The organism is Gemmatimonadaceae bacterium (genome assembly GCA_019637445.1).
Lineage (GTDB): Bacteria > Gemmatimonadota > Gemmatimonadetes > Gemmatimonadales > Gemmatimonadaceae > Pseudogemmatithrix.
This window is the reverse complement of record JAHBVS010000002.1, coordinates 405,889-428,122: the sequence shown is the minus strand read 5'-3', so window position 1 is coordinate 428,122 and position 22,234 is coordinate 405,889. Positions and strand designations below refer to the sequence as shown.

Below are 22,234 nucleotides of genomic sequence, written 5' to 3'. Positions count from 1 at the left end.
GTCCGGAATGTTGCGTCGTCTCACGGTTCCGGCGCTGGTTGCAGCCATCGCCCTCTCGCCTGCCGCCGGCGGTGCCCAATCCCCCCGCGCCGCCGCCGCCGGCAAGACCCTCGTCGCCAAGTTCATCGACGACAACGCCACGCAGTATGGCCAGGTCGCCCAGACCATCTGGAACTACGCCGAGGTCGGCTACCAGGAAGAACGCAGCTCCGCGCTGCTCCAGCAGACGCTGCGTGACGCGGGCTTCACCATCGAGACGGGCGTCGCGGGCATCCCCACGGCCTTCGTCGCCACGTACAGCAACGGCGCGGGCCCCGTGATCGGCATCCTCGCCGAGTACGACGCGCTGCCGGGCATCACGCAGGACCGCACGGCCGAGCGCAATCCGATTGGCGAGAAGCCGGCCGGCCACGCCTGCGGTCACCATCTCTTCGGCACGGCCTCCACCGCAGCCGCCATCGCCGTCAAGCAGTGGATGCAGTCGTCCAACCAGCGCGGCACGATCCGCGTGTACGGCACGCCCGCCGAGGAAGGCGGCGCGGGCAAGGTCTACATGGTGCGCGCCGGACTGTTCAAGGACGTGGATGTCGTGCTGCACTGGCATCCGGGCGACCGCAACGCCGCCGACGCCGCGAGCTCGCTGGCGAACAAGAGTGCGAAGTTCCGATTCCACGGCATCAGCGCGCACGCGTCGGGCGCCCCCGAGCGCGGCCGTTCGGCACTCGACGGCGTCGAGGCGATGAACCATATGGTGAACATGATGCGTGAGCACGTGCCCTCCGACGCGCGCATCCACTACGTGATCACGAGCGGCGGCAGCGCGCCGAACGTGGTGCCGGACTTTGCCGAGGTGTTCTACTACGTGCGCCACCACGACCCACAGGTCGTGCTCGCGCTGTTCGACCGCGTCGTGAAGGCCTCCGAGGGCGCCGCGCTCGGCACGGGCACGACGGTGGACCACGAGGTGATCCACGGCGTCTACAACCTGCTGCCCAACGTCGCGCTGCAGCGGGCGATCCACGCGAATCTCGTCGCGGTCGGCGGGATGACCTACACCGACGCGGAGCGCGCCTTCGCCGAGATCGTGCGCGGGACATTCGGCGTGGAGCCTCCGCCGCTCAAGGTGGCGAGCGAGGTGCAGCCGTTCCGCATCATCGAAGGCAATCCTGGCGGCGGCTCCACGGACGTCGCCGACGTGAGCTGGGTCGTGCCCACCGGCGGCATGCGCGCGGCCACCTGGGTGCCGGGCACGTCCTCGCACTCGTGGCAGGCCATCGCGGCGGGTGGGATGACCATAGGCAACAAGGGCATGGTTATCGCCGCCAAGACGCTGGCGATGTCCGCGGTGGACCTGTTCACGAACGCGGCGTTGGTGGCGGCCGCAAAGGCCGAGTACCGCGAGCTCGTGGGGCCGAACTTCACCTACCGCGCCATTCTCGGCGATCGCCCGCCGCCGTTGGACTATCGCAAGGGCAGCGTGCCGGGTGGTGCGCCGGAGTGACGGGGCCGCTCAGGCCGAGAGAAACTGCCCCACGCAGCGCCCCCGGCCCTGCCGCTTCGCCTCGAGCAAGCGGTGGTCGGCGAGGGTGAGCAGTGCCGCCGGCGTCGACGCTTCGCTGTCCACGGGCAGCGCGGCGACGCCGGCGCTGAAGTTCAGCGTGAGTTGGCGGCCCTGGCCGAGTGGCACGGGTGTGCCGTGCACCTCCTGCCGCACCTCCTCCACGTGGCCGATCGCATCCTCGAGCGAGGTGGACGGCATCAGCAGTACGAACTCCTCGCCCCCGTAGCGCGCGACCACGTCGGTGCGCCGCATCGAGCGACTCAGTCGCTCGGCCAAGGTCTGTAGCACGCGATCACCCACCGCGTGGCCGTGCTCGTCGTTGATGCGCTTGAAGTGGTCCACATCGAGAATCGCCACCGCGAGACGTGACTTGTCGCGCGCGGCCTGCAGGAACGTGGAGTTCAGCACGCCATCGAAATGCCCGCGGTTGTAGAGCCCCGTGAGCCGGTCGTGCGCGGCGAGGTACAGCAAGCGCTGCGCGCGCCGCACGATGGTGACCGAAAGCAGCGTGGCGATCGCGAGGAGCAGCAGCCGCGTGGCCAGGTCCACCGGCAGATACGGCCCCGCGTCCTGCAGGTAGCGCGGGTCCGCCAGGTCGTACTGCGAGGCCGCAAAGCCCCACAGCGACGCGTACTCGGCAATCGCCAGCGTGCCCACCACGATGCAGATGCGCGCATCGTAGCGCAGCGAGGTCGCAACCAGCGCCAGGAAGTACATCTCGAACGTGACCGTGCTGTTCAGCGCCACCATCGGTGACGCGACAACGAGGAAGCTGACCAGCGCCAGCGAAACCATCGAGACGTCGAAGGCGCTGGACGCGAACCCCACCCAGGGGCGCCATCCCCCGTTCTTCAGCACCCACCAGATGCCCGCCGAGGCCAGCGTCGCGGCCAGTGTCACGGAGAAGCCGGCGACGTGCATCGCCGTACCGGGCGACGAGAACAGGTTCCACGTCGGCGCGATCATCAGCAGCCCCATCGCGACGAGGCGCACCCGTGCCACGACGTACTCGCCCTCGATACCGGCAGCGGCAAGCGCCGGATCCGGCCGACCCCAAATCGGCTGCGGCGCGGCGTCGCGGGTGAGGGCTCCGGAGGGGCGAGGAGGGCGCATAGGCGCAGGGATGCTAGCGCCGTGAGGCCTTCCCCGACAGGGCGGCAAGTTCGCAGCCGGGGGGCCGATACTACATACGATGACGAAGCCCCCGTCCGCACCCGGCGCGCCACGCGACGACGCACGACTGCTGGCCACCCTCGTGGATACGGCCGGCAGCGTGATGATTGGGCTACGCACCGACTTCACCGTGTTCCTCTGGAACCGGGCAGCCGAGCAGCTCTACGGGGTGGCCCGAACGAAGGCGCTCGAGTGCAACTATCTCGAGAGCTTCCTGCCGGCGCGGCATCGCGCCCCGGTGGCGAAGAATCTCCGGGCGGCGCTCGATGGCGTCCCGATGCGCAACTACGTCGCGCCGCTGACGCTGCCCAACGGCAAGCGGCGCATCCTGCTCTGGAACGTCGATCGCGTGCCCGGCGAGGACGGCGAAGGCTTCGGCCTCGTGGCCGTGGGCCAGGACATCACGCAGCGGCAGGAGGCCGAGGAACGCTTCCGGCTGGTCTTCGAGCACTCGCACGACGGCCTACTCCTGTCCGACGAGACCGGCGTGCTGGACTGCAACCCGGCCGCGCTCCAGATGCTGGGCCGCGAGAAGCACGAGCTGATCGGCCGACGGCCCGCCGAGTACTCGCCGCCGCGGCAGCCCGATGGCCTGCCTTCGGACGAGAAGTCGCGCGCGCTCGGGCGGCAAACCCTCTCCACCGGCACCCAGCGCTTCGAGTGGAGTCACCAGCGGCCGGACGGCAGCATCGTGCCCGTGGACGTTGCCGTGCGCCACGCCACCTTGGCCGGCAAGCGGATCAGCGTGGTCTCCTGGCACGACCTCACGCACCGCAAGGAGATGGAGCGCGAGCACGAGGCCCTGGAGCGCAAGCTGGTGCAGACGCAGAAGCTCGAGGCCGTCGGCCGGCTGGCCGGCGGCGTCGCCCACGACTTCAACAACCTGCTGACCGCCGTGCGCAACGGCATCGAGCTCGCCCTGGAGTCGATCGGCGAGGGCACGCAGGCGCATCGCGATCTTTGTGTATCCGTTGACGCCGTGGACCGCGCGGCCGGACTCACGCGCCAGCTCCTCGCCTACTCACGCCACGACTCGGCGCGGGTCGAACGGCTCGACCTTGCAGGCCTCGCCTGCGGCACGCTGCGCCTGATGCGCACGTCGATTCCCGCCGGCATTGGCGTGCATTCCGACTGCCCGCACCCCGCCGTCGTCGTGGCCGACCGCAGCCAATTGGAGCAGGTGGTGATGAACCTGCTGCTCAATGCCCGCGACGCCATCGGCGGCAGCGGCGACCTCTACCTCAGCGTGCACGCCGACAAGGACGCGGGCGTGGCCCGACTGCGCGTGCGCGATACCGGTGTCGGCATGGACGACGCCACGCGGGCGCGGATCTTCGAACCCTTCTTCACCACCAAGCGCCTCGGCGGCGGCACGGGGCTGGGCCTCGCCGTCGTGTACGGCGTCGTCGCGCAGGCAGGCGGCGAGATCCAGGTCACGAGCGCGCCCGGCGAAGGCAGCACCTTCGAGGTCACGCTGCCACTCGCCAACTGGGGCGAGGAGCACGTCTCGGCGGCTCCCGGTGAGCACGATGGTGCGGAGCGCACCATCCTCCTGGTCGAGGACGAGGACATTGTGCGGCAGTCGACCGCACGGCTGCTCTCGCGGCTCGGCTGGCGCGTGTTGGTGGCGGAGGATGGGGCCGCCGGTTGGGAGACCTTCCAGCGCCACGCCGACGAGTTGGCGATGGTCGTCACCGACGTGCGCATGCCGCGAATGGACGGCTTGGCCCTGGCGCGAAAGATTCGCACGTCGGCGCCGGATGTGCCCGTCTTGATTGTCTCGGGCTACGACCGCGTGGACGGTTCGTCGGCGTCGGCGGTGGAAGGCACACGCTTCCTCGCCAAGCCGTTCAAGCTGAGCACGCTGACCGAGGCCCTCGAGGCGACGCTACGGCGCAACTGACGGCGGCGGCACCGGCACCTGCGCCTGCACCGGCTGCACGCCGACATTCGAGATCAGCGCCGCCACACGCGGCAGCCCCAGCGCCAGGATCACGCTCACCGCGAGTCCCGCGGCCACCTTCAGGCCGTCGTTGCGGATGATGCCCAGCGTCTCGCGCATCGGCCGCGACTGATGCTGCACCGTCATCGCAATCTCACGCCCGGCCAGCAGGCCCAGGAACACCCAGGTGGTGCTCATCGGGATCTTGCTCCACTCCTTGAACACGAGGAGCACGAGGCCAAAGGCGAAATCGATGATCGTCGCCGAGCGGATGTCGGCCGTGTTCGTCTTGCTGGTGACGACCTTCTGGATGGCGCCGCCGCGTGACCAGAACGTGAACGCGTGCAGCAGCGCCATCAACACCAGCGCAAAGGCCAGCCAGCTCGCGTCCAGCTTGCGCGGCACGTACACGAAGATGTTGGCGAGGTCCTGCACCAACCACTGGCTCCAGAGGAAGCCCGTGGACAGCCACTGCAGCGCCACCCAATGTCGCGGCGGCGGCTGGTCCAGCGACGACATGAAGTGCTTCTCCAGCCCGCGCACGACCACGAAGTACAGCACGATCGCGAACACGAAGGCCACGATGTAGCCCGAGACCGACTTGATCAGCATCCCGCCCAGGCTACTGGGCGCGAAGATCGTGAGGATGAGGAACGTCGTGGAGACCGGGATGCCGCGCCGCGTCAGCCAGAGCAGCACCAGCGGTGGCACCAGGTAGATGATGCCGAAGGGCTGCGGCAGCGGGATGCGCTCGAGGCGGCCGTAGGACGTGTCGCCGTTGTTGGCGATCCAGCCGTAAATGATCACCGTGTAGAGGATGCCAACGGCAAACAGCCACAGCACCCACCACGGGCGTCGGGAATTGGAGGACAGGAACGTCCCCAACGTCTGGATGGCATCGTTCGCCACGATCGAGTACGCGGCGATCGTGAAGCCAACGAGCATCAGCAGGTGGTCGAACGTCACGGGGCGTGTGTGATGGGGCGGTCGACGCGTCTTCGCTTGGACGCAGAAATTCTACGACACCCAGCGGGCCCTTGGGACGGGAAATCCCCGACACTTTGTATCAGTTGTGTTACGGCCCCCGCGCGAACGCAGTATCTTCGCGGCCTCCCTCCCTCAGCCTCCTCCAATGCGAATCAACCGCGCCATCCATCGATGGGCCTTCCTCTATAGTCTTGCGCTGCTTGGAGTTGCCTGTGCTGGCGCTGAGGAGGCGGCGAACCAAGACTACCTGGCCCTCTGGGTCGCCTCGGCGGATTCCACGCAGCCGGACTTCCTCGCCGTGCTCGATGTGACCGCCAACGCCGAGCGCTACGGCGACGTGGTAACGACGCTGCCCGTTCCCGGCCTGCGCAACGGCCCGCACCACACCGAGCACGAGATGCCGGCGAGCGCGCAACTGTTCGCCAACGGATTCGGCGCCGGCAAGACCTGGGTCTTCGACCTGCAGGAGCCGCGCACGCCGCGCATTGCCGCCGCGTTCGAGGACTTCGAGGGCTACACGCATCCGCACTCATTCCTGCGCCTGCCGAACGGCAACGTGCTCGCCACGTATCAGATGCGACACGTGAACGGCGACATGCAGCCTGGCGGCCTAGTCGAGATCACCGACGCCGGCGCCCGCGTGCGGTCGAGCTCGGCGTTCGGGCCAGGCATCGCCAAGGACCATCGCGTGTACAGCGCGCAGATCCTGCCCGCGTTGGACCGCATTGTCACGACGTCCACCGATATGCACGACGCAGGCGGTGTGGAGTCGTCGCGGCTCATCCAGGTGTGGCGGCTCTCGGACCTCGCCCTGCTGCACAGCTTCCCGTTGCCGCCCGGACCGCTGGGCGACGAAGGCGACTACACGGCAGAGCCGCGCGTCATGGCCGACGGGCGCACGGTGCTGGTGTCGACGTTCAACTGCGGACTCTACCTGATGGACGGTATCGAGGGCGACGCGCCGAGTGCGAGGTTTGTGGCGTCATTCCCGAAGAAGCCCGACACGTACTGCGCGATCCCGGTCATCATCGGGCACTACTATCTCGTGACGGTCCCGGCGTGGAGTGCGGTGGTGGTGCTGGACATCGCGGATCCCGCGGCACCGCGCGAGGTGGGGCGCATGGCGCTCGGCGATGACGACGTCCCGCACTGGATTGCAGCATCGCCCGATGGCAGTCGCATCGTGGTCACGGGCTACGGCGCGATGCGAAACCGCGTGGTGCTGGCCGACTTTGACACACTGACGGGCGCGCTCACGTTGGATTCGCGCTTCCGGGACGCCGGCGCGGAGAGCCCGGGTGTGCGGCTCGACAACAAGTCGTGGCCGCACGGAGGCACGGCAGCCGGTGTGCCGCACGGGGCGGTGTTCACGCGGCGGTAGATCGCGCGACGGCGGCTCCGCTACGACGCGGCTTCAGCGGGCAGAGCCGTCGGAATCGGCTTGATGGCGCGGGCGGGATTGCCGGCGATGAGGACGTCGGCCGGATAGCGGCCGGAGCAGATCGCGCCGAAGCCGACCACGAAGTCTCTCCGATACTTGTGCCGGGGAGCACACCCGCCGAGGACGCCACCCAGACGTTCTTTCCCAGACGCACGGGAGCGACGCGCACCGGCGCATCCGGTGAACGCCGGTCCTTCCAGGTACTGTGGAAGTCTGTATCCAGAATGTGGGCATCGGCGATGAGCGCGTCCGAACCGATCGTGATTTCCCGGCGGCAGCCCATCCTGGTCCCATTGAGGATCGCGCGATCTCCGACGGCAATGACCGCCTCGGGGGCGTGAGTCCACGGCGTCACGTGCATCGCGACCGTCACGTCGTCGCCAAAGACGACGCGCCCTGGACCACGGACGGTGAGCCGACCCTGCACGCGAAAGTTCCGGCCGGCCGTAAAACGAATGCCGCGCAGCCGGTAGTACCGTTTGTACCACTGCCCGCGAAGCAGCGACGCCGCGACGCTGATGGCGCGACGCGGATCGGCAAGCGCCCGTTTCCACGCAGGTGTGTCCGCGTCCCGTCGTCGCGGCGATGCTTTCAACGGTGTCGGGGGCATTGTGGTCTCCAATGCGACATCGCGTTGGCGGCGGCCTAGGCCCCGGATCTGCCGGCGGCTCTGAGCCCGCGCTCGGTGTGTTCCATCGCAAACTAAGGCGCGTGCAGAGCCCGTGCCACCGTTGGGCCACGTGGACACAGTCCAGCGCTTCTCGCGCGAGGAACTCCGTAGACATTCCCCTCGAAGCGCACTCGGGGAGCTCTGGCTCAGGCCGTGCCCGTCTCCCGCAGCACATTCCGCCGCAGCTTCCCCGACGACGTCTTGGGCAACGCCTCCACAAAGCGCACGCTGCGCGGATACTTGTACGGCGCGATCGTCGCCTTCACGTGCTCCTGAAGCGCGCTCACCAGCGCTGCGTCGCCGCTGTGGCCGGGCTTGAGCACCACAAATGCCGCCACGACCGTGCCGCGCTCGGCGTCCGGCAGCCCAACCACGCCGCACTCCGCCACCGCCGCGTGCGCGAGCAACGCCTGCTCCACCTCCGGCCCCGCAATGTTGTAGCCGGAACTGACGATCATGTCGTCCGAGCGCGCCTGGTACCAGAAGTAGCCGTCAGCATCGCGGATGTAGGTGTCACCCGGGTAGTTCCAGCCCTGCTTCACATAGCGCCGCTGCCGCGGGTCGTCGAGATACCGGCAGCCCGTGGGCCCACGCACCGCGAGGTGCCCGGGCGTGCCGTCGGGGACATCGTTACCCGAGTCGTCCACGATGCGCGCTTCATAGCCCGGCACCACGCGACCCGTGGAGCCCGCTTTGGCTTCGTCCGCCGGCGATCCAATGAAGATGTGCAGCATCTCCGTCGCGCCGATGCCGTCCATCAGCGTGATGCCCGTGGCCTTCTTCCACGCATCGAACGTGGACGCCGGCAACGTTTCGCCCGCCGACACGCAGATGCGCAGCGAATCCAGGTCGCCCGGCCGCAGCTTGCCGAGCATGGCACGGTAGGCGGTCGGCGCGGTGAACACGACGCTTGGCAGATGCTGGCGGATCGCCGCGAGCAGCTCGTCCGGTGGCGCCTTCTCCAGCAGCAGGCTCGACGCGCCGATTCGCATCGGGAAGATCACCAGGCCACCCAAGCCGAACGTGAACGCCAGCGGCGGCGACCCCGTGAACACGTCCTCCGGCGAGGCGCGCAGCACCTGCTTGCCATAGCTGTCGGCGATGGCGAGCACATCGCGATGGTAGTGCATCGTCGCCTTCGGCCCACCGGTGGTGCCGGAGGTGAAGCTGAACAGGCAGAGATCGTCGCTGGCGGTGTCGGCGGCCTTGAACTGCGCGCCCGCTTCAGCAGCGAGCAGTTCCATCTCGGTCTCGGCGGTCCCGAACGTCACCAGCCGTCCGAATGCCTCCGAGCCCTCGCGCGCCGTGTCGAGTTCGGCACGCAACCGGTTGTCGCAGAGCGCCAGCGAGGTCCGCGCCTTCTCCATCACCACCTTCAGCTCCGGCGCGCGCAGCAACGGCATCGTCGCCACGGCGATGCCACCGGCCTTCATCACGGCGAGGTAGGCCGCCGCGAACATCGGCGTGTTCGGCGCGCGCAGCAGTACGCGGTCCCCCGGGCGCATCCCCAGCACGCCCACCAACACGTTGGCGATCCGGTTCACCCAGTCAAGCGTCTCCGCGTAGCTCCACTTGAGCGTCGGCGACGACAGGCAGGGCCGGTGCCCCTGCCCCTGCTCCACCCAGCGGTCCAGCAACTCGGCGACGCAGTTCAGCCGCGGGGGATACTGCAGCTCCGGCAGGTCGAACCGGAACTCGGGCATATCGGCCGCGCGGGGCAGCCAAGCGCGTGCGTCGCGGTCGCGGGGGTTCATCGCCGCCTATATAGTTCTCCCCATCGTCCGGCGGCAAGTGTGCCGCGCCTACGCCCCTCAGCCCCCAGCAATGCGCATCACCTGCATCGGCGGTGGACCGGCGGGCCTGTACTTCGCCCTGCTGATGAAGAAGGCGCACCCGGCGCACCAGATCGCCGTGGTGGAGCGCAACAAGCCCTACGACACCTTCGGCTGGGGCGTGGTCTTCTCCGACGCCACGCTGGACAACATGCGGCGCGCGGATCCGGAGACTGCCGAGGAGATCGAGCAGGCCTTCAACCACTGGGATGACATCGAGGTCCGCATCAAGGGTCGCCGGATGCGCACCACAGGCCACGGCTTCGTGGGCATCGGCCGCAAGACGATGCTCAACATCCTGCAGCGGCGCGCGGAGTCCTTGGGGGTGGAACTTGTATTCGAGCGCGAAGTGGGCTCGGACCTCGACTACGCCGACTCGGACCTGATCGTCGCCGCTGACGGCGTGAACTCCAAGGTCCGGGAGCGGCTCACGGAAGTCTTTCGCCCCGACATCGCCAAGCGCCCCAACCGCTATGTGTGGTTGGGCGTGAAGAAGCGCTACGACGCCTTCACCTTCGACTTCCAGCGCACGGAGCACGGCTGGTTCCAGGCGCACATCTACAAGTTCGACGAGGAGCACTCGACGTTCATCGTCGAGACCACGGCAGAGACCTTTGAGGCGCACGGGCTCGATGCATTGTCACAGCGCGAGTCGCTGGACTTCTGCGAGCGGTTGTTCGCGGACGTGCTGGAGGGCGCAGCGCTGCTCAGCAACACGCCGCACCTCAAGGGCGGCGGCTGGATGAACTTCTCGCGCCTCATCTGCGATCGCTGGCACACGAAGGTGGGCAAGGCGCAGGTCGTGTTGATGGGCGACGCGGCGCACACGGCGCATTTCGCAATCGGTTCGGGCACCAAGCTGGCGCTCGAGGATGCCATCGAGCTGGCACGACAGTTCGATGTCGTCGGCCACGAGGCCACGCGTGCCGCAGATGCGCTGCACGCCTACGAGGAGATTCGCCGCGTGGACGTGGCGCGCATCCAGAACGCCGCGCGCAATGCGATGGAGTGGTTCGAGGTGGTCGGCGAGCGTTACGCCGACACGCTCGAGCCCGAGCAGTTCATGTACTCGCTGCTCACGCGATCACAGCGCATCAGCCACGAGAACCTGCGGCTTCGCGATCCGATCTGGCTCGAAGGCTACGAGCGCTGGTTCGCCGCGCGCGCGGGCGTGCCCGCGTCGGACACGGACAAGGCGCCACGCCCGATGTTCACGCCGTACACGGTTCGCGGGCTCACGCTCCCGAACCGCATCGTCGTCTCCCCGATGGCGATGTACTCCGCCATTGATGGCGTGCCGGGCGACTTCCATCTCGTGCATCTCGGTGCGCGCGCGATGGGTGGCGCCGGACTCGTCTTCGGCGAAATGACCTGCACCTCGCCCGACGCCCGCATCACACCGGGCTGCGCGGGGCTCTGGAACGAGGTGCAGCGCGACGCCTGGAAGCGCATCGTGCAGTTCATCCACGAGCACACGCCGGCCAAGTTCGGCATGCAGCTCGGGCACGCGGGGCGAAAGGGCAGCACCAAACTCGGATGGGAAGGCACGGACCAACCGCTGGACGATGGCAACTGGCCGCTGATCTCGGCGTCCGCGCTCAAGTATCTGGAAGTCTCGCAGCTCCCGCGCGCAATGACGCGCGACGACATGGACCGCGTCACCGCCGACTTCGTGCGCGCCGCACAGTGGTCGGCGGAGATCGGCGCGGACGTGCTGGAGCTGCACTGTGCGCACGGCTACCTGCTCTCGAGCTTCCTCTCGCCGCTCACCAACCAGCGCAGCGACAAGTACGGCGGCGACCATGAGGCCCGTGCGCGCTATCCGCTCGAGGTCTTCCACGCCGTCCGCGCCGCGTGGCCCGAGGATCGCCCCATCTCCGTGCGCCTCTCCTGCCACGACTGGTTCGACGGCGGCAACACGGCCGACGACGCCGCCATCTACGCGGCGATGTTCAAGGACGCAGGTGCGGATCTCATCGATTGCTCCTCGGGCCAGGTGACACCGGAAGAGAAGCCCGTCTACGGCCGCCTCTTCCAGACGCCCTTCTCCGACCGCATCCGCAACGAGCTCGGCGTCGCGACCGTGGCCGTGGGCGCGATCTCCGAGGCCGACCACGCCAACAGCATCATCGCCGCGGGCCGCGCGGATCTCTGCGCCATCGCCCGCCCACACCTCGCCGACGCCGCCTGGTCACTGCACGAAGCCGCCAAGATCGGGGTGACGAACCAGCCCTGGCCGGTGCAGTATCTGCGCGGCAAGCTGCAATACGAGACCAACCTCCAACGCGCGGCCGCCGGGCCGCCCACGCGATGACCAGAGCGCTCAAGGACTACGAAGCCGAACACTTCCTCTGGGAGTGCAGCGCCGACGGTCGCGTGGCCACCATCACGCTGAATCGTCCCGAGCGCCGCAACCCACTCACCTTCGAGTCCTACGACGAGCTGCGGAATCTCTTTCACGCGCTCCGTGACGCCGACGACGTGCGCACCATCGTGCTCACGGGAGCGGGCGGCAACTTCTGTTCGGGCGGCGATGTGTTCGAGATCATCGAGCCACTCACCGAGATGGACGACATCGGCCTGCTGCGCTTCACGCAGATGACCGGCGACCTCGTGAAGGCGATGCGCCACTGTCCGCAGCCAATCATCGCGGCGGTGGACGGCACCTGCGCCGGCGCCGGCGCGATCCTCGCGATGGCCTCGGACCTCCGCATTGCCACGCCGAACGCCAAGACTGCCTTCCTCTTCGTGCGTGTCGGGCTCGCCGGCTGCGATATGGGCGCCTGCGGCATCCTGCCGCGCATCATCGGGCACGGGCGCGCGGCGGAGCTGCTCTTCACCGGCCGCACGATGACCGCCGAGGAAGGCGCCGCCTGGGGATTCTGGAACCGACTGGTGCCCGCCGGCTCCCTGCTCTCCGACGCCACAATGCTTGCGCGCTCACTGGCCGACGGCCCTATCCTCGCCCACTCAATGACGAAGCGCATGCTCGACGCGGAATGGGATATGAGTATCGATGCGCTGATCGACGCCGAGGCGATGGCGCAGGCGCAGTTGATGAAGACCAAGGACTTCCGGCGCGCCTTCGAGGCCTTTGCGGCGAAGCAGACGCCCGTGTTCGAGGGCGATTGACCGTGGCCGCACACTCCACGCCACTCGCGCCGAGCCGCGCGCACTTCGACTGGCCGTTTTTTGGCAAGGAGCACGCCGCCTGGGCGGCGCGCGTCGCAGAGTTCGCGTCGGGGCTCACGCTGAAGCACAGCGACGTCCGCGCGCACGTGGATGTGCAATGCCGCGCGCTGGTGCGTGAACTTGGCAGGGCTGGCCTGCTCTCTGTCAGTGTCGCCAAGCCCGGCGCCGACGCCACGTCGTTGGACTCGCGCTCCATCTGCCTCACGCGGGAAATCCTCGCCTGGCACGAAGGCCTCGCCGACTTCGCCTTCGCCATGCAGGGGCTGGGCACCGGCGCCATCTCGTTGGCCGGTAGCGACGCCCTGCGCGCGCAGGTGCTGCCCAAGGTCTCGGCGGGCGAGTGGATCGCGGCCTTTGCGTTGTCAGAGAGCGGCGCCGGCTCCGACGTGGCGGCGATGCAGTGCGCCGCCCGACTCGACGGCGACCACTATGTACTGGACGGCGAGAAGACCTGGATCAGCAACGGCGGCATCGCCGACGTGTACACGCTGGTCGCGCGCACGGGCGAAGGGCCCGGCACCAAGGGTCTTTCGGCCTTCGTCGTCTTTGCGGACGATCCCGGCTTCAGCATCGCGGAACGCATCGATGTGATCGCGCCGCATCCGTTGGCGACGCTGCGCTTTGATGGCTGCCGCATTCCGGCATCACGCCGCCTTGGAGAACCCGGCGGCGGATTCAAGCTCGCGATGCGCACGCTGGACATCTTCCGCACCTCGGTCGCCGCGGCGGCACTGGGCTTCGCGCGGCGCGCGCTCGACGAGTCGGTGGCGCACGCCAAGGCCCGTGCCATCTTCGGCGGCACGCTCGCCGACTTGCAACTGACGCAAGGCACGCTCGGCGAGATGGCCACGCAGGTGGAGGCCGCCGCGCTGCTCACGTATCGCGCGGCGTGGCGCCGCGACGTGCAGCGACAGCCCACGACCAAGGAGGCGGCGATGGCCAAGATGCTGGCCACCGAGTCCGCGCAGCAGGTCATCGACAGCGCCGTGCAGCTGTTCGGCGGTCGCGGTGTCACACGTGGCGAGGTGGTGGAGCGGCTCTACCGTGAGATCCGCGCGCTGCGCATCTACGAGGGCGCCACCGAGGTGCAGAAGCTCATCGTCGCGCGCGAACTGCTGAGGAATGCGTGAGTCCCCGTTCAACTGTGCGCAGATGCCCGAGGATCGCGTGACGTCCTTCACCACCACGCGCGTCCTGCGCTTCGGCGACTGCGATCCCTCGGGCATCGCGTACTTCCCTGCCTACTTCAATCACCTGGTCGGCGTGGTCGAGGAGTTCTTCGCCAGTGTCGGCGCGCCTTGGCCCGAACTCTTCGCGCGGCAGCGCGTGGGCACACCGACCGTGAAGCTCGACGTCACCTTCGGCGCGCCCGGCTTTCACGGCGACCGGCTCGACTGGTCCGTCAGCGTCGCACGCGTGGGCCGCAGCTCGCTCACGCTGGAGCACCGCATCGCGCGCGACGACACCGAGCTCTGGCGCGCCACGCAGGTGCTCGTCGCCACGTCTCTCGACAACCATCGCTCGATCCCTTGGCCCGACGCCGTGCGGAACGGCCTCACCCGCTTTCAGGACAGCCATCGTGCATAGGATCCTCCAACCCGACGGCTGGACCGCGCCACGCGGCTACTCCAACGGGATCGCCGCCGAGGGACGCTTCGTGTTCGTCGCCGGCCAGGTGGGCTGGAACGCGAACTGCGAGTGGGAGACCGACGACCTGGTCGCGCAGGTGCGGCAGACGCTGCAGAACGTCGTCGCGGTACTGGCCGCTGGCGGCGCGAAGCCCGAGCACCTCGTGCAGCTCACCTGGTACGTGACTGACAAGCGCGACTACCTCGCCAAGGCGCGCGAGATCGGCGAGGTCTACCGCGAGGTCATCGGCCGCACGTGGCCTGCGATGGCGATGGTCGAGGTCTCGGCGCTGCTCGAGGATCGCGCGAAGGTCGAGATCCAGGCCATTGCGGTGCTGCCGCGCTAGGTGGGGTGACGGCGCCGCCGTACGACGGCGCCGTCGTGAGTGCCTAGGGCCGCGCCCGCTCGAACCGCACGTCCCGCGTGCGGCCGTTCGAGACGTAGAACCCGATCACCTGCCCGTTCCGGTCACGCTCGAACGTAAACGTGAGATTGCGGCCGGCGAATGTGTCCGCCTTGGCCTCATCGGGCGCCAGCCGCGCATCCTCGCGCCGACGCTGCTCGGCAATCAACGAGTCGCCGCGCACGACGAGCGTCATCCACGAATCGAGTTCCTCGCTGTGGTACCTCCCGGCGAAGTCCGCGAGGTTCACGGCCGGACGTCCTTCGCCCGGCGAATCAGGCAACCGATTGGCCCGCTGCTCTCCGTTCTGCACCAGGATCACCGACTCGGCGCGCCCGTTTGCGCCGCGCTGGAAGCGCAGCGAGGCCTCCACGCCCGTCAGCTTGAACGTCGAGTCCGAGGTCGGCACCATCGCGATGCGCGGCTGGCCCGTGGCCTGGGTGTAGAAGGTCGAGCCGTCGCGGAAGAAGCGCAGCACGAAGGCCGGGGCCGCCACCAGCGCGAAGCGCCCCTCGAGCCCCGCGAAGCGCGCGGCCGTCATTGATGCCGGGTCATAGCTGCTGGCAGGCGTTGAAGATGCCACCGCCGTCGTCGAGTCCTTGAATGCATCCGCAAAGAAGGCCTCGGCGATCTCAAACGCCGCCGCGTAGCTGAACGCCGCGTGGTTGCTCTGCAACGAGACGCCAGCGTTGATGTCCGGATACAACACGAGCATTGAGCGGTGCGCGATGTCCGCGCCGCCGTGGTGTACGCGGCGCTGCCCACGCTGCGTGTCCACGAACAGGCCCATCCCGTAGCCCGAGGCCTTGCCGTCCTTGAGCGGCGAGTCGGTCATCATCCGGTCGAAGATCGCCCGCGTGCCGACCTTCGGCGTTGGGGAATCCATGTTCTGCGCCCAGCGCTCAAGGTCCTCCACCGTCGTATAGATGCCGCCGGCACCCATCGCCGCGGCCAGGTCTCCGCTCTCGCGGTAACCTTCCGCAGTCGGGATATAGCCCGGCGCACCATCGGGTACGATCACATTGCGGTCCGAGCGCACCATCGACCGAGTCATCCCAAGCGGCAGGAACACCTCGTCGCGCATGTACGTCGCGAAGTCCTTGCCCGAGGTCCGCGCCACGATCAGCGCGGCCAGCCCGAAGGCCGTGTTGTTGTAGTTGAACTCCGTCCCTGGCTCGTTCTGCAGCTTGGGCTGGCGCTGGACGACCTCGATCAACTCGTCGCGATCGATCCAGTCCGCCATCGCGTTGCGCTCCGACATCTCGATCAGGTTGAAGATCTCGCGCAGGCCAGAGGTGTGCGTGACGAGGTGCCGCACGCGCACCGTGTCGCCGAGGTCGGGCAGCTCGGGGATGTGCTTGCGGATGTCATCGTCCAGCGAGAGGGCACCGCGCTCGGCCTGCAACAGGATTGCGAAGGCCGTGAACTGCTTGGATGTCGAGCCGATGTTCGTCCGGGTATCGACGCGGTACGGCATTGCATAGGCGAGGTTCGCCGTGCCGTAGGCCTTCGAGTACAGCGTGCGCCCGTCGCGCCAGACGCGCAGCACGGCACCGGGCGTGTCTGGCGCGTCGTAGCGGGCGATGAGCTGGTCGGCGCGCCGGCGCGGATCGCGGGCAACGGGCTCTTGGCGGTCCAAGCGCAGCGTGAACCGCGTCGCCTTGTGCGACGGCGCGAAGACCTCGATCACATACTCGCCGGCCGCCGCGACGATGCCTGAATAGCGCAGGTCACCGGTCCCAGGTCCCTGGAAGCGCGCCCGCTGCTGGCCCGCGGCCGTCATCACGCGCAGCGCCAGCGGCTCATCCGTCTGCCTCACGGCGCCGAGTACGAAGGTGCTGTCGGCGAAGCTGATGGAGAACCGTGCCGTGTCGTTGGCCGCCAACGACGCGGCAACCGGCGTACCGCGGCGGATCGCTGTGCGCGTCTGCGCCGCGAGTGATGGCACGACAGCAAGCAGGGCGAGGACTGGGAGCAAGGCACGAATGGGACGCATCAGTTCACTCAGTGGGAGTTCTTACAATAGGCACACACTGCCACGTGGCCGCCACTGACGTGGCGCCGAGCTAAAGGTACGGGGTGCAGCGAGTTGCGCGAGCGCTTCGCCATCGCACGAAACCGACGCTGCCACGGGCCGTACGGCGAGCAGACCACCGCCACCACGGAGACTCAATGCGCACGTCCACTCGATTCGCCGCCCGCGGCCTTGCCGCCGCCCTGCTCACCGCCAGCCTCGCGCTGCCCGCCGCCGCGCAGGAGCCGCTCCAAAAGGACTCCCTCGAGTTCGGCCGCAAGTTCGCGGAGTGGTTCCGGGCGTCCAACGCCGACAGCGCAGCCGCGCACATGACCGCCAACCTGCTCAATGACCTCGGCGGTCGCGACGGCGTGCTCGAAGGCATGTCGCAGATCGCGATGCGCGCGGGGGACTTCGTAAAGATCCTCGAGGAGCAGTTCGCCTGGCGCGGCGGCAAGCGGCAGTACTGGCAGACGGCGCAAATGTCGTCGATGACCGAACCCGTGGTCTACCGCTTCGTGATGGAGCCCAACGGCCAGATCAGTGGACTCGGCGTGAATCCGATCAGCCGCAGGCCAGACGCCGACAGCGCCGGGCCCGTCATCAAGCCGTAGCGCCAAGGCGCGGCGCGAGTCGTCCGCCGCCAGTTGTCAGGCGCCAGTCGTTCGCCGCTAGTCTTCCAGCGTCCCGTCCGGGCGTAACGGCCCGGGCGGTAGCGGCCCTTGGTCCGCTCGCCACCAAGCATCGGGGGCGCGCGGCTCGGCCTGCGCGCTCGTGAGGTTCGCGACATCCACATCCGCGTGGATGAAGTTCTCGCTCGGCACGGGTTCTCCGTGCAGTCGGCGTAGCATCGCCAACTGGCCGACGTGCGTCATCGCGTCGGCGAGCGGGCCCTGCAGCAGTTGCTCGTCGCTCAGGCTGCTGGTCAGCGAGGCGTCGGCAAGATCGCCGGCGAGCAACTCCAGTTGCTTGTGGAAGCGCGCGACTTCCTCGGCCAGCGTGGCGACCGGCGGCGGCGCGAAGCTTCCACCGTGAAAGAAGGTGCGGGCAAAGCCGATCAGGCCCGTCATATGCCAGAGGAGTTCGTGCGGCGTGCGGGCCGTGGGCGCGGCGCGGAAGTCCGCGAAATCTGCCGGTGCGCCACGCAAGGCCTTCTGCGTGCGGTACGCGAGGGCGGCAAGGAAGTGGCGCAGCAGCTGACGGGATTCGCGCATCGGGACAATCTACGCCCTCGTGCTGTGCAGGCGCGCAGGTGGCTGTAGATTCGGCCGATGCCCCTTCGCCTTCGCCGCGTGCTGCCGATCCTCGTGCTGGCCAGCGCGCTTCCGCTCGCCTCGCAAGAAGCCGCCCCGCCGCGCAACGCGCCATACCGCAATCCCAGCCTCAGCATCGCGGAACGAGTCGCCGACCTCATCCCGCGGATGACGCTGGAGGAGAAGTTCTGGCAGCTCTTCATGATCCCCGGCAGCCTCGACGACCCTTCGCACGATTACTCGCACGGCGCCTTCGGCCTGCAGATCAGCGCTGACACCAGCATTCCGGCCACGCAGGCCGCGCGTGCACACGCGGAGCGGGTGAACGCCATCCAGCGGCACTTCGTGGAACGCACGCGGCTGGGCATCCCTATCATCCCATTTGATGAAGCCCTGCACGGCCTGATGCGTGAGGGCGCGCTGGTGTATCCGCAGGCCATCGGGATGGCGGCGAGTTGGGACAGCGCACTGGTCGCGCGTGTGAGCGAGACGGTGGCGCGTGAGACGAGGGCGCGCGGCGTGCGGATGGTGCTCTCGCCCGTGGTGAACATCGCCAGCGACGTGCGCTGGGGCCGCGTCGAGGAGACCTTCGGCGAGGACGGCTATCTCACCGGCGTGATGGGCCGCAACTTCGTGCGCGCCTTCGAGTCGGCGGGCATTATCACGACGCCCAAGCACCTTGTGGCCAACGTCGGCGAGGGCGGCCGCGACAGCTATCCTATAGATGTCAGCACGCGGATGCTCCACGAGCGATTCCTGCCGCCGTTTAGGTCGCTGATCACCGAGACCGGCGCGCGTTCGGTGATGACGGCCTACAACTCCGTGGACGGGTTGCCCGCCACGCAGAACGGCCCGCTGCTCAATGGCATCGTGAAGGGTGACTGGGGCTTCAAGGGCATCATCATCTCCGACGCCGCTGCGACTGGCGGCGCGACGGTGCTGCACTTCACCGAGGCCAGCACGGCGACAGCGACGCAGCGCGCGTATGCGGCTGGGCTCGACGTCGTCTTCCAGTCGGAGTGGCCGCAGCATCGCCCGTACCTTGAGGCCTTTCGCCGCGGGCTGGTGTCCGACTCCGTGATGAACGCAGCGGTCGCGCGCGTGCTGCGCGCCAAGTTCGAGCTCGGGTTGTTCGAGCGGCCGTATGTGGACCCGGACTCGGCGGGGCATCTGGCCAATCTCGCCGCGTCGCGCGCCTTGGCCCGCGACGCGGCGCGCAGGTCACTGGTGCTGTTGCGCAACAAGCCATGGGTGCTGCCGCTTCATCGAGGCGTGCCGAGCATTGCGGTTATCGGACCGGACGCCGTCGAAGCCCGCAGTGGCGGTTACTCCGGCCGCGGAGTGGCGCCGGTATCGATTCTTGACGCGATTCGCGCCGCCGTTCCCACGACCAAGGTCACGTACGCCGAAGGCCCCGGGCGACTGGCCCCGTTGTACGTCGTGGTGCCCAGCGAGGCGCTGTCGCACTCGAACGGGGAGAGAGCAGCGCGCGGGTCCGCTGCGCGCGCCCCCACAGCCGCAGGCCTCCGCGGTGAGTACTTCGCGAACAACGCCCTCAGCGGTACGCCAACGCTCACTCGCACCGACGCCCAGATCAACTTCGGTTGGACGCTGAGCGCTCCAGCACGTGGCATCCCGTTCGACTGGTACTCGGTACGCTGGACCGGTCGCATCACCGTCCCGCAGGGTGGCGTCCAACGCATCGGCGTCGAGGCCAACGACGGCTTCCGCCTCTGGATCGACGGCAACCTCACGATCGACAACTGGGAGAAGCGTTCGGCCGGCACAACGCTTGCGGACGTTCAGCTGTTGCCCGGCTCGACGCACGAGATCCGCCTTGAGTACTTCGAGAGCACCGGCAATGCCAGGGTAAGGCTCATATGGGATGCCGGAGTCCCGAGCGAGACGGACTATCGTCAGCGGATTCGCGATGCGGCGGCGGCGGCCACGGAGGCGGCTGTCGCAGTCGTGGTCGCAGGCGTCGAGGAAGGCGAGTTCAGAGACCGTGCATCGTTGCGCCTGCCGGGCCGGCAGGAGGACCTGATTCGCGCGGTCTCCAGGACGGGCGCCATCGTCGTCGTGATCATCGTCGGAGGCAGTGCCGTCACGATGTCATCCTGGCTTGACCAAGTGGACGCCGTGCTGTTCGCGGGATATCCCGGCGACGAAGGCGGCAACGCCATCGCCGACGTGCTCTTCGGCGACGCGAACCCCGCCGGCCGCCTCCCAATCACCTTCCCCGTGAGCGAAGGCCAGCTGCCGCTCACGTATGACCACAAGCCCACCGGCCGCGGCGACGACTACGTCGACCTCACGGGCCATCCGCTCTTCCCCTTCGGCTACGGCCTCAGCTACACGACCTTCGCGTACTCCGGCCTGCGCATCACACCGGACACCATCACCGCCGACGGCTCCGCCACCGTGTACGCCACCATCAGGAACACGGGCCCACGTGCGGGCGATGAAGTGGTGCAGCTCTACATCCGCGACCTGCTCGCCACCGTCGCACGCCCGGTGCAGCAACTCGCCGGTTTCACGCGCATCACACTCGCACCTGGCGAATCGCGTGAAGTGAGCTTCCGCATCACCCGCGCACAGTTGCAGATGCTCGACGCCAACCTCAACTGGCTCGTCGAGCCCGGGCGCTTCCGCATCCAGGTCGGCGCATCGTCCCGTGACATTCGCCTCCGAGGGGAGCTTGTCGTCCGATGACCGACCATCCTGACCGCCAGCCTATGCACCGCCCCATCAATCGTCGCCGCTTCGTCGGCAGTAGCGCCGCTGCCGCCGGCGCCGCCGTGGCCGCCTCCGCCCTGCCCTCGCTGCTCACTGGCTGTGCGCCCGATGCAGCGACAGCCAATCGCCCCAAGCCCTCACAGTCGCAACTCACCTGGCAGCGCGACGAGCTCGCGCTGTTCCTGCATTTCGGCGTCAACACCTACACCGACCGCGAATGGGGCGACGGCACCGAGTCGCCGCGCATCTTCAACCCGCGCGCCCTCGACGCCCGCGCCTGGGCCCGCACCGCCCGCGCCGCCGGCTTCAGGGCGATGATCCTCACGGCCAAGCATCACGATGGCTTCTGCCTCTGGCCCACGGCGACCACGCCGCATTCCGTCGCCAGCTCGCCGTTCCGCAATGGCAGTGGCGATGTCGTGCGTGAGTTCATCGACGCCTGCCGCGCCGAGGGCCTGCGTGCGGGGCTGTACCTCTCGCCCTGGGACCAGAACGCGCCCGTCTACGGCGACTCGCCGCGCTACAACGATATGTACGAGGCGCAGCTCACCGAGCTGCTCACGCGCTACGGCAACATCCACGAGGTGTGGTTCGACGGCGCCAACGGCGAAGGCCCCAACGGCAAGCGGCAGGAGTACGATTGGCCGCGCATCTGGGGCAAGGTGCGCGAGCTGCAGCCGGCGGCCGTGATGTTCTCCGACGCCGGGCCCGACGTGCGCTGGATCGGCAATGAGCGCGGCGTGGCCGGCGAGACCAACTGGTCCACCGTGGATCCCAGCATCGTCCCCGTCCCCGGCCTGAGCGGCGACGAGGTGATGCGCTCGCTGCAAGAAGGCGATCGCGGCGGCTCCGTCTGGCGCCCCGGCGAGACCGACGTATCCATCCGGCCCGGCTGGTTCTATCACCCGGCGGAGAACGAGCGCGTGCGCTCAGTCGATGATCTCGTCGGCCTCTACTTCTCCAGCGTAGGCCGCAACTCCAAGCTCCTGCTCAACGTGCCGCCCACGCGCGAGGGCCTGCTGCACGAGACCGATGCGGCGCGCCTGCTCGGCATGCGTGCCGCACTCGATGCGACCTTCGCCGAGAATCTCGCCGAGGGCGGCGAGTATCGCTGGCGCCCGCGTCGCGGTGGCGGCGGGACGGCCACCGTGATGCTCTCGACACCGCGTGCGGTCGGCATCGTGGACCTGCGTGAGTGGATCGAGGACGGGCAGTCGGTCGCCGCGTACGCGCTTGAGGCGCACGTGAACGGCACTTGGCAGCAAGTGGCGACGGGCACGACGGTCGGCTATCGGCGGCTGTTGCGGATTCCCTCCGTCACCACCGATGGCTTGCGAGTGGTTGTGAGCGACGCCGAGGGTCCGACGGGCGAACTGCGCATCGGCGCGTTCGGTCCCTAGT

General features: G+C 68.4%; 17 protein-coding genes. 11 read left to right on the top strand and 6 right to left on the bottom strand.

Going from position 1 to position 22,234, the window contains the following annotated elements; translation table 11 throughout:
- Window positions 1-7 precede the first annotated feature (7 nt).
- A complete protein-coding gene (locus KF709_12025) occupies window positions 8-1,501 on the top strand; it encodes an amidohydrolase (protein MBX3175135.1) in 1,494 nt (497 codons plus the stop codon).
- A gap of 9 nt (window positions 1,502-1,510) precedes the next feature.
- On the opposite strand, the gene KF709_12020 is transcribed toward KF709_12025, so the two are convergent.
- Entirely contained in the window at window positions 1,511-2,674 is a 1,164-nt protein-coding gene (locus tag KF709_12020; GenBank protein MBX3175134.1) for a GGDEF domain-containing protein, read from the bottom strand.
- Between the two features lie 79 nt (window positions 2,675-2,753).
- Between KF709_12020 and KF709_12015 the strand changes: the two genes are divergently transcribed.
- On the top strand, window positions 2,754-4,637 hold the full coding sequence (locus KF709_12015; protein ID MBX3175133.1) for a PAS domain S-box protein: 1,884 nt from the start codon (window positions 2,754-2,756) through the stop codon (window positions 4,635-4,637).
- Here the strand turns inward: KF709_12015 and KF709_12010 are convergent.
- Complete coding sequence (locus KF709_12010) at window positions 4,623-5,642, bottom strand: hypothetical protein (protein ID MBX3175132.1); 1,020 nt, start codon at window positions 5,640-5,642, stop codon at window positions 4,623-4,625. The genes KF709_12015 and KF709_12010 overlap by 15 nt on opposite strands.
- 166 nt (window positions 5,643-5,808) lie before the next feature.
- On the opposite strand from KF709_12010, the gene KF709_12005 reads away from it, so the two are divergent.
- Window positions 5,809-7,044, top strand: a complete 1,236-nt coding sequence (locus KF709_12005; protein ID MBX3175131.1) for a hypothetical protein — start codon at window positions 5,809-5,811, stop codon at window positions 7,042-7,044.
- Here KF709_12005 and KF709_12000 read toward each other — a convergent pair.
- On the bottom strand, window positions 7,031-7,714 hold the full coding sequence (locus KF709_12000) for a hypothetical protein (GenBank protein MBX3175130.1): 684 nt from the start codon (window positions 7,712-7,714) through the stop codon (window positions 7,031-7,033). The genes KF709_12005 and KF709_12000 overlap by 14 nt on opposite strands.
- 206 nt (window positions 7,715-7,920) lie before the next feature.
- Window positions 7,921-9,528 (bottom strand): benzoate-CoA ligase family protein, encoded by a 1,608-nt coding sequence (locus KF709_11995; GenBank protein ID MBX3175129.1) that lies wholly within the window; start codon window positions 9,526-9,528, stop codon window positions 7,921-7,923.
- Between the two features lie 70 nt (window positions 9,529-9,598).
- Between KF709_11995 and KF709_11990 the strand changes: the two genes are divergently transcribed.
- From KF709_11990 to KF709_11970, 5 genes are read left to right on the top strand one after another with little or no spacing between them, the layout of a single operon-like run.
- On the top strand, window positions 9,599-11,920 hold the full coding sequence (locus tag KF709_11990; GenBank protein MBX3175128.1) for a bifunctional salicylyl-CoA 5-hydroxylase/oxidoreductase: 2,322 nt from the start codon (window positions 9,599-9,601) through the stop codon (window positions 11,918-11,920).
- Window positions 11,917-12,738, top strand: a complete 822-nt coding sequence (locus KF709_11985) for an enoyl-CoA hydratase family protein (protein MBX3175127.1) — start codon at window positions 11,917-11,919, stop codon at window positions 12,736-12,738. The genes KF709_11990 and KF709_11985 overlap by 4 nt, the downstream gene beginning before the upstream one ends.
- A gap of 2 nt (window positions 12,739-12,740) precedes the next feature.
- Window positions 12,741-13,928 carry an acyl-CoA dehydrogenase family protein gene (locus tag KF709_11980; GenBank protein ID MBX3175126.1) on the top strand — a complete coding sequence of 396 codons (1,188 nt, stop codon included), beginning with the start codon at window positions 12,741-12,743 and terminating at the stop codon, window positions 13,926-13,928.
- Window positions 13,921-14,385 (top strand): acyl-CoA thioesterase, encoded by a 465-nt coding sequence (locus KF709_11975; protein ID MBX3175125.1) that lies wholly within the window; start codon window positions 13,921-13,923, stop codon window positions 14,383-14,385. Before KF709_11980 ends, KF709_11975 begins: the two co-directional genes overlap by 8 nt.
- On the top strand, window positions 14,378-14,773 hold the full coding sequence (locus KF709_11970; GenBank protein ID MBX3175124.1) for a RidA family protein: 396 nt from the start codon (window positions 14,378-14,380) through the stop codon (window positions 14,771-14,773). The genes KF709_11975 and KF709_11970 overlap by 8 nt, the downstream gene beginning before the upstream one ends.
- A gap of 43 nt (window positions 14,774-14,816) precedes the next feature.
- Here the strand turns inward: KF709_11970 and KF709_11965 are convergent, their stop codons facing one another.
- Window positions 14,817-16,826, bottom strand: a complete 2,010-nt coding sequence (locus KF709_11965; protein MBX3175123.1) for a beta-lactamase family protein — start codon at window positions 16,824-16,826, stop codon at window positions 14,817-14,819.
- 176 nt (window positions 16,827-17,002) lie between these two features.
- On the opposite strand from KF709_11965, the gene KF709_11960 reads away from it, so the two are divergent.
- On the top strand, window positions 17,003-17,458 hold the full coding sequence (locus tag KF709_11960) for a hypothetical protein (protein ID MBX3175122.1): 456 nt from the start codon (window positions 17,003-17,005) through the stop codon (window positions 17,456-17,458).
- A 57-nt stretch (window positions 17,459-17,515) separates the two neighbouring features.
- Here KF709_11960 and KF709_11955 read toward each other — a convergent pair whose 3' ends face one another.
- Window positions 17,516-18,058, bottom strand: a complete 543-nt coding sequence (locus KF709_11955; GenBank protein ID MBX3175121.1) for a hypothetical protein — start codon at window positions 18,056-18,058, stop codon at window positions 17,516-17,518.
- Window positions 18,059-18,115: 57 nt separating this feature from the next.
- Here KF709_11955 and KF709_11950 point away from each other — a divergent pair, with 57 nt between their 5' ends.
- Both KF709_11950 and KF709_11945 read left to right on the top strand, forming a co-directional pair.
- Entirely contained in the window at window positions 18,116-20,809 is a 2,694-nt protein-coding gene (locus KF709_11950) for a glycoside hydrolase family 3 C-terminal domain-containing protein (protein ID MBX3175120.1), read from the top strand.
- On the top strand, window positions 20,806-22,233 hold the full coding sequence (locus KF709_11945; protein ID MBX3175119.1) for an alpha-L-fucosidase: 1,428 nt from the start codon (window positions 20,806-20,808) through the stop codon (window positions 22,231-22,233). The genes KF709_11950 and KF709_11945 overlap by 4 nt, the downstream gene beginning before the upstream one ends.
- Window position 22,234 lies beyond the last annotated feature (1 nt).

Bases quoted from the DNA above. Each gene is read 5' to 3' on its own strand.
- KF709_12025 (MBX3175135.1), top strand. From the start codon at position 8: ATGTTGCGTCGTCTCACGGTTCCGGCGCTGGTTGCAGCCATCGCCCTC.
- KF709_12020 (MBX3175134.1), bottom strand. From the start codon at position 2,674: ATGCGCCCTCCTCGCCCCTCCGGAGCCCTCACCCGCGACGCCGCGCCG.
- KF709_12015 (MBX3175133.1), top strand. From the start codon at position 2,754: ATGACGAAGCCCCCGTCCGCACCCGGCGCGCCACGCGACGACGCACGA.
- KF709_12005 (MBX3175131.1), top strand. From the start codon at position 5,809: ATGCGAATCAACCGCGCCATCCATCGATGGGCCTTCCTCTATAGTCTT.
- KF709_12000 (MBX3175130.1), bottom strand. From the start codon at position 7,714: ATGCCCCCGACACCGTTGAAAGCATCGCCGCGACGACGGGACGCGGAC.
- KF709_11995 (MBX3175129.1), bottom strand. From the start codon at position 9,528: ATGAACCCCCGCGACCGCGACGCACGCGCTTGGCTGCCCCGCGCGGCC.
- KF709_11990 (MBX3175128.1), top strand. From the start codon at position 9,599: ATGCGCATCACCTGCATCGGCGGTGGACCGGCGGGCCTGTACTTCGCC.
- KF709_11985 (MBX3175127.1), top strand. From the start codon at position 11,917: ATGACCAGAGCGCTCAAGGACTACGAAGCCGAACACTTCCTCTGGGAG.
- KF709_11975 (MBX3175125.1), top strand. From the start codon at position 13,921: ATGCGTGAGTCCCCGTTCAACTGTGCGCAGATGCCCGAGGATCGCGTG.
- KF709_11965 (MBX3175123.1), bottom strand. From the start codon at position 16,826: ATGCGTCCCATTCGTGCCTTGCTCCCAGTCCTCGCCCTGCTTGCTGTC.
- KF709_11960 (MBX3175122.1), top strand. From the start codon at position 17,003: ATGCGCACGTCCACTCGATTCGCCGCCCGCGGCCTTGCCGCCGCCCTG.
- KF709_11955 (MBX3175121.1), bottom strand. From the start codon at position 18,058: ATGCGCGAATCCCGTCAGCTGCTGCGCCACTTCCTTGCCGCCCTCGCG.
- KF709_11950 (MBX3175120.1), top strand. From the start codon at position 18,116: ATGCCCCTTCGCCTTCGCCGCGTGCTGCCGATCCTCGTGCTGGCCAGC.
- KF709_11945 (MBX3175119.1), top strand. From the start codon at position 20,806: ATGACCGACCATCCTGACCGCCAGCCTATGCACCGCCCCATCAATCGT.